The organism is Streptomyces sp. WAC05292 (assembly GCF_003949955.1).
GTDB lineage: Bacteria > Actinomycetota > Actinomycetes > Streptomycetales > Streptomycetaceae > Streptomyces > Streptomyces globosus.
The window spans coordinates 1-11,745 of record NZ_RPSE01000183.1 but is presented as its reverse complement, the minus strand read 5'-3'; the positions used below and the strand labels follow the sequence as shown (position 1 = coordinate 11,745).

Sequence of the window (11,745 nt, the reverse complement as noted above, 5' to 3'; positions counted from 1 at the left end):
TCCGCCATGTGTGCGCCCGCCGGCGGGCGGGCGCACACATGGCGGACGCGGCGGCCCGGCGCGGTCCGTGCCCGCGCTCCGGCGTGCGCACGTACAACGCTGCCCCGGCCGCGAGATCGCGGGCCGGGGCAGCGCAGAGCATGCAGAGTGTGCAGTCGGTCTTGCCGACGGGTCAGCCGACGACCTTCTTCAGGGCGTCACCCAGGGCGTCCGCCTCGTCCGGCGTCAGCTCGACGACCAGCCGACCGCCGCCCTCGAGCGGTACGCGCATGACGATGCCCCGCCCCTCCTTGGTGACCTCGAGCGGGCCGTCGCCCGTCCGCGGCTTCATGGCCGCCATGCTCGTTCCCCTTCCTGAAACCAGCTCATCGTCAGCCGACGGCCCCATTCAGGCGCCTGGAACCCGGCATCGAACACATTGCTTCCCGGCCATTATCCCGCATGTCAGGACCCGATGACCAACATCGGAAGGGAACGCTTGGGCAACGCGCTCTGCCAAAACCACTCATTTCGGGGACCTGCCTGCGATACTGCGCGCGCTCCGCGCGGGCGCCGCGGCCGCTTTCTTTGACGCACATCACATGCCCCCGGGCGGCGCGGTCCGCCATGCTGGCCCTTGCACCGGCCGGTACCGGCCGGTAGCCCAGCCCGCGACGAAGGGGGACCCCCGACATGGCCGACAGCGTGCTCTACGACGTCACCGACGGACTCGCCACCATCACGATCAACCGTCCCGACGCCATGAACGCCATGAACACCGAGGCGAAGGTCGCGCTCCGCGACGCCGTCCGGGCGGCGGCCGACGACGCGGCGGTACGGGCCGTGCTGCTGACCGCCGCCGGCGACCGCGCCTTCTGCGTCGGCCAGGACCTGAAGGAGCACGTGCAGAACCTGCAGGCCGACCGGGAGACCGGCTCGTCGCTGACCATGACCACGGTCTCCGAGCACTACAACCCGATCGTGCGGGCGCTGGCGGAGATGCCGAAGCCGGTCGTGGCGGGCGTGAACGGCGTCGCGGCCGGGGCGGGCTTCGGCTTCGCCCTCGCCGCGGACTTCCGGGTGGTCTCCGAGACCGCGTCCTTCAACACGTCCTTCGCCGGGGTGGCGCTGACCGCCGACTCGGGCGTCTCCTGGACGCTGCCCCGTCTGATCGGCGCCTCGCGCGCCGCCGACCTGCTCCTCTTCCCCCGCTCGGTGAAGGCGCAGGAGGCGTACGAGCTGGGCATCGCCAACCGGCTGGTCCCGGCCGGGGAGCTGCACGCGCAGGCCGAGGCCGTGGCGCGCACGCTGGCCGCCGGCCCCACCGTCGCCTACGCCGCGCTGAAGGAGTCCCTCGCGTACGGGGCCTCGCACTCCCTCGCGGACGCCCTGGAGCGCGAGGACGTCCTGCAGACCCGGGCGGGCGCCTCCGAGGACCACGGCATCGCCGTCCAGGCCTTCCTGGCCAAGCAGCCTCCGGTCTACCTCGGCCGCTGACCCTCCGCCGGCACCCGCCCGGCCCCGGCCTGCGCGGCCGGGGTCGCCGGGGCCGCCGGGGTGCGGGCGGTGCAGTCCGCCAGGTGGTCGTTGACGAGCCCGCAGGCCTGCATCAGCGCGTAGGCGGTGGTGGGTCCGACGAAGCGGATGCCGGCCTTCTTCAGCGCCTTGGCGAGCGCCGTCGACTCGGGTGTCACCGCCAGGACGTCCGCGATCGACGCCGGGGCGGGGCGGCCCGGCTCCGGGGCGTGCGACCAGACCAGGGTGTCCAGCTCGCCGGGCTCCCAGCCGGCGAGCACCCGCGCGTTGGCGAGCGTCGCGTCGATCTTGGCGCGGTTGCGGATGATCCGCTCGTCGGCGAGCAGCCGCTCGGCGTCCCGGTGGTCGAAGGCGGCGACGGCCGCGATCTCGAAGTTCGCGAAGGCCGCGCGGAAGCCCTCGCGGCGCCGCAGGATCGTCAGCCAGGAGAGGCCGGACTGGAAGGCCTCCAGGCACAGCCGCTCGTACAGGGCGTCGTCCCCGTGGACGGCGCGGCCCCACTCGGTGTCGTGGTAGGCGGTGTAGTCCTCGGTGGCCAGGGCCCAGGGGCAGCGCAGGGCGCCGTCGGCGCCCGCGAGGGCGGTCACCGGGAGTCCTTGGAGAGGTCGACCGCGGTCGGCTCGTGGTCCTGCTCGGGCTCCCCGGCCTCCGCCTCCCCGGGCGCGTCCCCGCCGGGCGCCGCAGCCCCGGCCGCGGGAGCGGACCCGGCCGCCGCCGGCCGCCCGGCCGTCGCCACCGCCGCCGCCAGCTCGGCGATCCGGGAGTCCCGCTCGGCGAGCTCGGCCGCGAGGCGCTCCAGTACGTCGTCCACCTCGGCCATCCGGTAGCCGCGCGCCGCGACGGGCAGCCGCAGGGCCGCGACGTCGGCCGGGGCGACGGGGCGGGTCTCGGGCAGGGCGTCGGCGACCCGGTCGGGCTCCGCGTCGGGCAGGACGGCCTCCGAGCCGCCTCCGATCACGGCCAGGGTGACCGCGGTGACGACCACGACCAGCGCGATCAGCAGGAACCAGAACACGATCAACTCCCTGAGAGACTTGCGGGGCACCTCCCGGCGGCGGCCGGTGGACCACCAGGTGACCAGGTTAAGGTCGCAGGCGGGGCGCGAGGGCCCCCTGAGGAGGAAAGAACGGGATGCTGCGACTGGGCAGGCGCGAGTTCGACACCCACGAGCCGGTGATCATGGCGATCGTGAACCGGACGCCCGACTCCTTCTACGACCAGGGCGCGACGTTCCGCGACGAGCCCGCCCTGGAGCGCGTGGAGCAGGCGGTGGCCGAGGGCGCGGCGATCATCGACATCGGCGGGGTCAAGGCGGGGCCGGGCGAGCACGTGGACGCGGTCGAGGAGGCCCGGCGGACGGTCGGCTTCGTCGCGGAGGTCCGGCGCCGCCACCCGGACGTGGTGATCAGCGTCGACACCTGGCGGCACGAGGTCGGCGAGGCGGTCTGCGAGGCCGGCGCGGACCTGCTGAACGACGCCTGGGGCGGCGTCGACCCGAAGCTGGCCGAGGTCGCCGCCCGGCACGGTGCGGGCCTGGTGTGCACGCACGCGGGCGGGGTCGAGCCGCGGACCCGGCCGCACCGGACCGCCTACGACGACGTGATGGCGGACATCCTGCGGGTCACGGTGGGGCTGGCCGAGCGGGCCGCGGCCCTCGGCGTCCGCCGCGACGCGATCATGATCGATCCGGGGCACGACTTCGGGAAGAACACCCGGCACTCGCTGGAGGCGACCCGGCGCCTGGCGGAGATGGCCGAGACCGGCTGGCCGGTGCTGGTGTCGCTGTCGAACAAGGACTTCGTCGGCGAGACCCTGGACCGGCCGGTCAAGGAGCGCCTGCTCGGCACGCTCGCCACGACCGCGGTGTCGGCCTGGCTGGGCGCGCAGGTCTACCGGGTGCACGAGGTCGCGGAGACCCGGCAGGTCCTGGAGATGGTCCGGGCGATCCAGGGGTACCGGGAGCCGGCGGTGGCCCGCCGGGGGCTGGCCTGAGCCGGGCCCCGGCGGGGGCCTGCCGGCCGGCCGCTACTTCCCGACCTCCTTGGTGACGAGCGCGATGGCCTCTTCCACGTCGTCGGTGACGTGGAAGAGGTACAGGTCGCGCTCGGAGGCCTTGCCCTGGGCGATGACCGTGTTCCGGAGCCACTCGACGAGCCCGTTCCAGTAGTCCGTCCCGAAGAGCACGATCGGGAAGCGGGTGATCTTCTGGGTCTGGACCAGGGTCAGGGCCTCGAACAACTCGTCCAGCGTGCCGAGTCCGCCCGGCAGGACGACGAATCCCTGGCTGTACTTCACGAACATCGTCTTGCGGACGAAGAAGTACCGGAAGTTCAGCCCGAGGTCGACGTGCTCGTTGAGCCCCTGCTCGAAGGGCAGCTCGATGCCGAGGCCGACGGAGACCCCGTTCGCCTCCCGCGCACCCTTGTTGGCGGCCTCCATGGCGCCGGGGCCGCCGCCGGTGATCACGGCGAAGCCGGCCTCGACGAGCGCGCTGCCGATGCGGACGCCGGCCTCGTACTCGGGCGAGCCCGCCGGGGTGCGCGCCGAGCCGAACACGCTGATCGCCGGCGGCAGCTCGGCGAGCGTGCCGAAGCCCTCGATGAACTCCGACTGGATGCGCAGGACCCGCCAGGGATCGGTGTGCACCCACTCGGAGGGCCCGGCCGTGTCCAGCAGCCGCTGGTCGGTCGTGCTGCCCGCCTGCACCTGGCTGCGGCGGCGCAGCACGGGTCCGAGCTGCTGCTCCTCGGGGCGGCGGACGCCTCCCTCGGCATCGCGGTGGTTGCCCATGATGTGCTCCCTCCTGCTGATCGTTGGATCAGGGTAGGCGCACGGAGGTGACGGGAGGGGTAATTCAGGAGGTCAGCCAGGCGCGGAGTCGTTCCTCGCAGTGCAGGATCGCCTTGGTGTCGACCCGTTCGTCGACCTTGTGGGCCAGCAGGGCGTCGCCCGGGCCGTAGTTGACGGCGGGGACGCCGAGCGCGCTGAAGCGGGAGACGTCGGTCCAGCCGAACTTGGGCATGGCGCGGCCGCCGACGGCCTCCATGAAGGCCTTCGCGGCCGGGTGCGAGAGCCCGGGGAGGGCGCCGCCGGAGGAGTCGTCGACGGTGAGGGCGGTGACGCCGCAGTCCGCGAAGACCTCTTCGACGTGGGCGAGGGCGTCGGCCTCGCTGCGGTCGGGGGCGTAGCGGAAGTTGACGGTCACGGTGCAGGCGTCGGGGATGACGTTGTTGGCCACGCCGCCCTCGATGCGGACCGCGTTGAGGCCCTCGTGGTACTCCAGTCCGTCGATGACGGGCCGGCGCGGCTCGTAGGCGGCCAGCCTGGCCAGGATGGGGGCCGCGGCGTGGATGGCGTTGGAGCCCATCCAGCTGCGGGCGGAGTGGGCGCGCTCGCCGGAGGTGTGCAGCAGGACGCGCAGGGTGCCCTGGCAGCCGCCCTCGACCTCGGCGTCCGAGGGCTCCAGGAGGACCGCGAAGTCCCCGGCGAGCCAGTCGGGGTGGGCCTCGGCGATCCGGCCCAGGCCGTTGAGGTGGGAGGCCACCTCCTCCTGGTCGTAGAAGACGAAGGTGAGGTCGCGGTTGGGCTCGGGCACGGTCGCGGCGATGCGCAGCTGGACGGCGACGCCGGACTTCATGTCGGTGGTGCCGCAGCCCCACAGGACGCCGTCGCCGTCGAGGCGGGAGGGGACGTTCCCGGCGATGGGCACGGTGTCGAGGTGCCCGGCGAGGACGACGCGCTCGGGGCGGCCGAGGCGGGTGCGGGCCACGACGTTGTTGCCGTACCGGTCGACCGTGAGGTGGGGCAGGCCCCGCAGGGCGCTTTCGACGAGGTCGGCGAGGGCCTCCTCGTCGCCGCTCACGGAGGGGACGTCGACGAGCCTCGCGGTCAGCCGGGCTGCGTCGAGGGTGAGGTCGAGCTCGGTTTCGGACATGCCCCCGACCCTAACGCGCCGTGCTGCGGCGAACGTCTCACGTCCGACCGGTGGACGTGCGACGTGGCTCAAGTACGGTGGGCCGCGTGTCACGCAGCGATCACTCCCGCCCCCGCCGCCGCCGTGGTCTCCGCGCGGCCGCCGGCCTGTGCGTCCTGCTCGCGCTCGCCGGCTACCTCGTCGTCCGGTTCGAGTCGATGGGAGGGGGCGGCGCACCGCACTGCACCGCCGCGGATTCGGCCGGGGACGGCTCCCCCGGAGGCAGCCGCCGTACGTACGACATGACGCCCGAGCAGGCGGCGAACGCGGCGACGATAGCCGCGGTCGGGGTGGCCAAGGGGCTGCCCGACCGGGCGGTGACCATCGCGCTGGCGACGGCGATGCAGGAGTCGGCGCTGCGCAACCTCGACCACGGCGACCGGGATTCGCTCGGGCTGTTCCAGCAGCGGCCCTCGCAGGGCTGGGGGACCCCGGAGCAGATCAGGGACCCCGTCTACTCGGCGGGGATCTTCTACGACCGGCTCGTCAAGGTGAAGGGGTACTCGCGGCTGCCGCTGACGGAGGCGGCGCAGAAGGTGCAGCTGAGCGGCTATCCGCAGGCGTACGCCAAGCACGAGCCGGACGCGGCGGTGCTGACGGCGGCGTTCGCCGGGGCCGGCGAGCTGACCTGCGGCGGTCCCGCGCCGGCGGCGCCGGGCGATCCGCAGCGGGTGCGGGGCGAGTTGGAGCGGATCTTCGGCAGGAGCGGGCTGCACGCCTTCCCGGGGGGACCGGCCGCGGCGGCCGCCGGCGCACCGGCGGCGGACGCCGAGGTGGCGCTGGCGGAGAAGCCGGAGGGCGGGGAGCAGGCGGCGCGCGGCAGCCGGGCCATCGCCGGCTGGGCGGTCGCGAACGCGCCGTCGCTGGGCATCGCGCGGGTCTCGTACGCGGAGCGCAGCTGGGTGGCGGGCGAGAAGAAGGGCCGCTGGCAGCCCGCGGGCGGCGACGCGAAGGGCGGCGCGGACGCGCGCGGCGCGCAGCGCGGCCAGGTCCGCATCTTCGTCAAGGGCTGAGCCGGGGGCCGGGCGCTCCCGGATCCCCGCTCGCGCGTACGGAACGTCCCCCGCAGGGGGTGAACCGCGGGCGGGCCTCCGGCGGCTCCCAAAGCGAGGAACTGCTGGTCGGTCGGCATCCCATGCGCTTGTCGCGGAAGCCGATTAAACGATGCGTTACCGATCCTTTACCGAAGGGCGCCGCAACCCGCCCCGCCCCGCGAGCGGTTGTAGCGGGCGTACTCAGCCGCTACCGCTTAGGAGCAACATGTCCCTCCCCCTGACCCGCCGGATCGCCCGTACCGCGCTGCTCCTCGCAGCCGGGGCCGCTCCCGTGGTCGGTGCGGCCGGCGCGGCCAGCGCCGCGGGCCTGGACTCGTCCCTGCCGCAGCTGGGCGCCCTCACCGGGCCGCAGGCCGCGGACTCCGCCTCCGAGGCCGTCCCGGCCGCGCCCGGGCAGGTCGCCGACACCGCGGGCGCCCTGCTGGGCGGCCTGCCGGCCGCCCAGGCCCTGCCGACCGGCGCCGTCCCGGCCGGCGACCTCGCGGGCGCGGTCCCGGCGCAGGGCCTGCCGACGGACGCCCTGCCGACCGGCTCCCTGCCGACGGACTCGCTGCCGCTGGGCTCCCTGCCGCTGAACGGCCTCGCCGGCTGACGGACCCGCGGAACGCCGAGGGGGCCGGGAGCGCTTGCCGCTCCCGGCCCCCTCGGCCCGTCTGCACCTTCCGCGGCCTCCGTCAGGCGAGGCGCTTGACCGCCGCGTCGACGCGCTCGTCCGTCGCGGTGAAGGCGACGCGGACGTGCCGGGCGCCCGCCTCGCCGTAGAAGTCGCCGGGGGCGACGAGGATGCCGAGGCCGGCGAGGTGGGCGACGGTGTCCCAGCAGGGCTCGTCGCGGGTCGCCCACAGGTAGAGGCTGGCCTCGCTGTGCTCGACGCGGAAGCCGTGCGCCTCCAGGGCCGCCCGCAGCGCCGCGCGCCGGGCGGCGTAGCGGCCGCGCTGCTCCGCGACGTGCGCGTCGTCGCCGAGGGCGGCGACGGTGGCCGCCTGCACCGGGGCCGGCGTCATCATGCCGCCGTGCTTGCGGATCCGGAGGAGCTCGCCGAGGACGTCCGCGTCGCCGGCGACGAACGCCGCCCGGTAGCCCGCCAGGTTGGACCGCTTGGACAGGGAGTGGACGGCGACGAGGCCCTCGTAGGAGCCGCCGCAGACGTCGTCGTGGAGGACGGAGACGGGCTCGGCCTCCCAGCCGAGCTCCAGGTAGCACTCGTCGCTGAAGACGAGGACGGAGTGCTCCCGCGCCCAGGCCACGATGCGGACGAGCTCGTCCTTGGGGATGACCGCGCCGGTCGGGTTGGACGGCGAGTTGAGCCACAGCAGCTTCAGGCCGGCCGGGTCGAGCTCGGTGGGGTCGTCGTAGACGACGGCCTCGGCGCCGCAGAGCCGTGCGCCGACCTCGTACGTGGGGTAGGCGAGCCGCGGGTAGGCGACCTTGTCGCCGGGGCCCAGGCCGAGCTGCGTGGGCAGCCAGGCGACGAGCTCCTTGGAGCCGACGACGGGCAGGACGTTGCCGTGGCCGGCGGCGCTCGCGCCGAGGCGGCCGCGCAGCCAGCCGGTGATCGCGTCGCGCAGGGCGGGCGTCCCCCACACGGTGGGGTAGCCCGGGGAGTCCGCGGCCGCGACGAGGGCGTCGCGGATCAGCTGCGGCACGGGGTCGACGGGCGTGCCGACGGAGAGGTCGACGATGCCGTCGGGGTGCGCCGCGGCCGTCGCCTTGTACGGCTCCAGCTTGTCCCACGGGAAGACGGGAAGGCGTGAGGATACTGCGGCCACGGTGCTCTCTGCTCTCTCGTTCGGTCCGGTGCGGCGGGTGAACGGCTCGGTCCCGCCGGCGCTGGGCCGTGCGGGACCGAGGTGCGTTCCGCCCGCGTGGGGGCAGCCGTCAGTGGCCTTCGCCCATGGGCGGCAGCGCGGCGATGAAGGGGTGGTCGCGCTCGATCAGACCCAGCTTCGAGGCACCACCGGGCGAACCGAGCTCGTCGAAGAACTCGACGTTCGCCTTGTAGTACTCCTTCCACTCCTCCGGAGTGTCGTCCTCGTAGAAGATGGCCTCGACCGGGCAGACCGGCTCACAGGCGCCGCAGTCGACGCATTCGTCCGGGTGGATGTACAAGGACCGCTGGCCCTCGTAGATGCAGTCGACGGGGCACTCTTCGATGCATGCCTTGTCCTTGACGTCGACACAAGGCTCCGCGATGACGTAGGTCACGCTCTCGTTCCTCCTCGGTAGGGCTGTCCATATCGCGCGGGAGCGCGGCGTCGTCGATGCCCACGCCTAGTATCTCCGTTCCCGGGCACGATCCGAACAGGAGGGGCGGACAGAGCTGTGGAAATCACTGCCGGTGGGCTGCTGGAGATCCGTATCACCCCCGCTGACGTGGGTAAACGAGTCTCCGTACGACGGTCGGACGGGGGGCCGGACGGCAGGCCCCCGTTCACGGACACGGTAGGGGTTCTCACATCCTGGGACCGCGGTGTGCTCACGATCACACGCAAGGGCGGGGAATCCGTCCGCATCGCGGAATCCTCGCTGGTGGCGGGCAAGGTCGTACCCGCCGCGCCGGCCCGCCGCCGGGGTCCTGCGGCCTCCTTCGAGGAGCTGGCGCGGGTCGGCGCGCGGGCCTGGCAGCCACTGGAGAGCGAGCAGCTGGGCGGGTGGACGCTGCGGGCGGCCGGGGGGTTCACGCGGCGCGCCAACTCCGTCCTGGCGCTCGGCGACCCCGGGATACCGCTCGGTGAAGCACTCGCCCGGGTGACGGCCTGGTACGCGGAACGAGGACTTCCGCCCTATGTGCAGGGGGCGACGGGGGCCGCGGGCACCCAGGAGGTGCTCCTCGCGGAGCTGGAGCGGCGCGGCTGGCGGCGCGAGGTGTCGGCGGAGGTCCGCACCGCCGCACTGGCACCGCTGGCCGACACCGCCGCGGACACCGCGGCCGTACGCCTGTCCCGGACTCCGGACGGCGAGTGGCTCTCCCGCTACGGCCGGGTCCGCGACCCGGACACGGCGCGCCGGGTGCTGGAGGCAGGGCCGTCGGTGTGGTTCGCGACCGTGCCCGGCGCGGCGATCGGCCGCCTGGTCGTGGACGGCCGGTGGGCCGGCTTCGCGGCCGTCGAGGTCGCCCCGGAGCGGCGGCGCGAGGGGCTGGCGACGGCGGTGATGGCCGCGCTGGCCGCCCGGGCCCTGGAGGAGGGCGCCTCCGCGGCGTGGCTCCAGGTGGAGGCCGGCAACGCCGCCGCCCGCGCGCTCTACGACGGCCTGGGCTTCGCCGCGCACCACGCCTACCACCACTACCGGCAGGCCCGGCCGTGATCCCGGGGAGCCGGGAGCAGTTCGCCGAGGAGGCCCGCTCGGAGCGGCCCGACCTGTCGGTGCTGTGCCTGCTGGTGGCGGCCGAGGCCGACCCGGCGCTGGACGAGCGGGCGGTGGACGCGGCGCAGATCGAGCTGGACCGGCTGGCCGGCATGCTGCCGTACGGGCTGCGCGGGGCGCGGGCGTGGGCGTCGGCGGTGACGGAGCTGCTCGGCGGCCGGATGGGCTTCCACGGCACGCCCGCGGACTACGAGCGGCTGTCGTCCTCGCTGCTGCACGAGGTGCTGCGGCGCCGGCGCGGCCTGCCGATCCTGCTGTCCGTGGTGTGGCTGGAGGTCGCCCGGCGGGCGGGCGCGCCGGTGTACGGGCTCGGGCTGCCGGGGCACTTCGTCGTGGGCTTCGGCGACCCCGAGGAAGGCGTGGTGGTGGACCCGTTCGCGGGCGGCGCCTCGCTGGGGGCGGGCCCCGCGGAGCAGGCGTCGGGGCCGCGCACGCCGGCCCGGACGCTGGACATCGTGCTGCGGATCCTGAACAACATCCGGGCGTGGGCGGCCACGCGGCCCGAGCAGTCGGGGGTCTCGCTGTGGGCGCTGGAGCTGTCGCTGCTGCTCCCCTCGCACCCGGCGTCGCTGCGCTACGAGCGGGCGAAGCTGCTGGTGGAGCGCGGCCGGTTCACCGACGGGGCGGCCGAGCTGGAGGCGTACGCGCAGGTGGTGGAGGCGGTGGACGCCGCGGCCGCGGCGCGGATCCGGTCGGAGGCCCGCTCGGCGCGCGCCCTGCTGAACTGACCGGCCGGGGAGCGCGGCCCTTGCGTACGGACGGCGGCGGCCCCCGCCTCCCGGTGTCGGGGGGCGGGGGCCGTGTCCGTGCCCGGCGGCGCCGTCAGCTGGGGTTGGTGTCGATGGTGACGGTGCGCTCGGCGGTGGTCTTGCCGCGCAGTGCCTTGCCGAGGGCCCCGGCGACGTCCTGCGGGGAGACCGGGGTCTTCTCGCCGGTGCCGCGGGTGATCAGCACGCCGTCGAAGCTGTTGCCGTAGATGGCCTTGAGGGCTTCCAGGTCGTACTTCTCGACGAGCTTGCCGTCCACGGCCTGCATGCTGAGGATCTTCGGCAGCGACTTGGGGCCGAACGGGATGGACTTGGGGCCGGCCTTGACAGTGGCGATGCCGGACATGGCGGGCTCGGCGAACTCCTTCATGGCCCGGTCGAGTTCGGCCTGGTTCACGGCCGGCTCCTTGGTGGTGACCGGGAGTTCGACGGCGCCGGCCGAGCCGGTGGCGACCATGTCGCGGAACGCCTTGGTGACGAGCTCGGCGGAGGCGCCGGTGTCGAGGGTGGTGCCGGCCTTGCCGGGGACGGCGACGGCCTTGCCCGTGTCGAACTTGATGGTGCCCTCGGTGACGGTGCCGGCGGTCCCCGCCAGCTCCTGCAGGGCGACCTGGAGCTTCTCCTCGTCGACCGGCATGACCGGGTCGGCGACGCGCTCGTTGCCGAGGAGCGAGCCGATGACGGTGACCGGGTTGTAGTCGCTGCCCGCGGCGTTGCGCACGGTGGTCTGGGCGTCCAGGCTCAGCCCGGCCTTCTCCGGCTTCAGCTCGACCGGCTTGCCGCCGACGGTGAGCTGGAGCGGCGTGGCCGCGCGGTTGCCGAAGGCGGTCTGGAGCTTGGCGACGGCCTCGTCGCGGCTTCCGCTGATGTCGACGCCGAGGACGGTGGTGCCCTTGGGCACGTCCGAGTGGTTCAGCAGCAGGCCGGCGCCGTACGCCACGGCGAGGAGGGAGACGACGCCGCCGCCGAGCAGGACCAGCTTCGAGCGGGCCTTGGCGACCTTCGTCGGCTTCGGCGCGGCCGCCTTGGCCGGCCGGGGCGCCGCCGGGCGGTCGGCGGACGGCTTCGG

14 protein-coding genes are annotated in these 11,745 nt (G+C 74.4%); 6 read left to right on the top strand and 8 right to left on the bottom strand.

Features of this window, described 5'->3' with window-relative positions; genetic code table 11:
• Nucleotides 1-172: 172 nt before the first annotated feature.
• Nucleotides 173-340: a DUF3117 domain-containing protein gene (locus EF903_RS19375; protein WP_003966491.1), complete on the bottom strand. Its 168-nt coding sequence runs from the start codon at nucleotides 338-340 to the stop codon at nucleotides 173-175.
• Between the two features lie 332 nt (nucleotides 341-672).
• Here EF903_RS19375 and EF903_RS19370 point away from each other — a divergent pair, with 332 nt between their 5' ends.
• Nucleotides 673-1,476 carry an enoyl-CoA hydratase/isomerase family protein gene (locus EF903_RS19370; protein ID WP_125544863.1) on the top strand — a complete coding sequence of 268 codons (804 nt, stop codon included), beginning with the start codon at nucleotides 673-675 and terminating at the stop codon, nucleotides 1,474-1,476.
• Here the strand turns inward: EF903_RS19370 and EF903_RS19365 are convergent.
• Together EF903_RS19365 and EF903_RS19360 are read right to left on the bottom strand one after the other, a co-directional pair.
• Nucleotides 1,461-2,102, bottom strand: coding sequence for a DNA-3-methyladenine glycosylase I (locus tag EF903_RS19365; protein WP_125544861.1), 642 nt, complete (start codon nucleotides 2,100-2,102; stop codon nucleotides 1,461-1,463). The genes EF903_RS19370 and EF903_RS19365 overlap by 16 nt on opposite strands.
• Nucleotides 2,099-2,530, bottom strand: a complete 432-nt coding sequence (locus EF903_RS19360) for a DivIVA domain-containing protein (RefSeq protein WP_260615614.1) — start codon at nucleotides 2,528-2,530, stop codon at nucleotides 2,099-2,101. Before EF903_RS19360 ends, EF903_RS19365 begins: the two co-directional genes overlap by 4 nt.
• A 116-nt stretch (nucleotides 2,531-2,646) precedes the next feature.
• On the opposite strand from EF903_RS19360, the gene folP reads away from it, so the two are divergent.
• A complete protein-coding gene (gene folP, locus EF903_RS19355) occupies nucleotides 2,647-3,507 on the top strand; it encodes a dihydropteroate synthase (protein ID WP_125544859.1) in 861 nt (286 codons plus the stop codon).
• A gap of 33 nt (nucleotides 3,508-3,540) precedes the next feature.
• Here folP and EF903_RS19350 read toward each other — a convergent pair whose 3' ends face one another.
• The gene (locus EF903_RS19350) at nucleotides 3,541-4,305 is read right to left on the bottom strand and encodes a TIGR00730 family Rossman fold protein (RefSeq protein ID WP_125544857.1); all 765 of its coding nucleotides are present in this window, start codon (nucleotides 4,303-4,305) and stop codon (nucleotides 3,541-3,543) included.
• Nucleotides 4,306-4,369: 64 nt separating this feature from the next.
• A complete protein-coding gene (gene dapE / locus EF903_RS19345; RefSeq protein WP_125544855.1) occupies nucleotides 4,370-5,449 on the bottom strand; it encodes a succinyl-diaminopimelate desuccinylase in 1,080 nt (359 codons plus the stop codon).
• Between the two features lie 86 nt (nucleotides 5,450-5,535).
• Between dapE and EF903_RS19340 the strand changes: the two genes are divergently transcribed.
• Nucleotides 5,536-6,501, top strand: coding sequence for a hypothetical protein (locus EF903_RS19340; protein WP_125544853.1), 966 nt, complete (start codon nucleotides 5,536-5,538; stop codon nucleotides 6,499-6,501).
• Nucleotides 6,502-6,748: 247 nt separating this feature from the next.
• Nucleotides 6,749-7,135, top strand: coding sequence for an ATP-binding protein (locus EF903_RS19335; RefSeq protein WP_125544851.1), 387 nt, complete (start codon nucleotides 6,749-6,751; stop codon nucleotides 7,133-7,135).
• A gap of 82 nt (nucleotides 7,136-7,217) precedes the next feature.
• On the opposite strand, the gene dapC is transcribed toward EF903_RS19335, so the two are convergent.
• Together dapC and fdxA are read right to left on the bottom strand one after the other, a co-directional pair.
• Nucleotides 7,218-8,312 carry a succinyldiaminopimelate transaminase gene (gene dapC, locus EF903_RS19330; protein WP_125544849.1) on the bottom strand — a complete coding sequence of 365 codons (1,095 nt, stop codon included), beginning with the start codon at nucleotides 8,310-8,312 and terminating at the stop codon, nucleotides 7,218-7,220.
• Nucleotides 8,313-8,421: 109 nt separating this feature from the next.
• The gene (gene fdxA / locus EF903_RS19325) at nucleotides 8,422-8,748 is read right to left on the bottom strand and encodes a ferredoxin (protein WP_114054017.1); all 327 of its coding nucleotides are present in this window, start codon (nucleotides 8,746-8,748) and stop codon (nucleotides 8,422-8,424) included.
• Nucleotides 8,749-8,865: 117 nt separating this feature from the next.
• On the opposite strand from fdxA, the gene EF903_RS19320 reads away from it, so the two are divergent.
• A complete protein-coding gene (locus tag EF903_RS19320) occupies nucleotides 8,866-9,849 on the top strand; it encodes a GNAT family N-acetyltransferase (RefSeq protein ID WP_125544847.1) in 984 nt (327 codons plus the stop codon).
• Nucleotides 9,846-10,637 (top strand): transglutaminase-like domain-containing protein, encoded by a 792-nt coding sequence (locus tag EF903_RS19315; protein ID WP_125544845.1) that lies wholly within the window; start codon nucleotides 9,846-9,848, stop codon nucleotides 10,635-10,637. The genes EF903_RS19320 and EF903_RS19315 overlap by 4 nt, the downstream gene beginning before the upstream one ends.
• A 94-nt stretch (nucleotides 10,638-10,731) precedes the next feature.
• Here the strand turns inward: EF903_RS19315 and EF903_RS19310 are convergent.
• A partial coding sequence (locus EF903_RS19310; RefSeq protein ID WP_260615612.1) for a hypothetical protein occupies nucleotides 10,732-11,745 on the bottom strand: 1,014 nt, incomplete at its 5' end.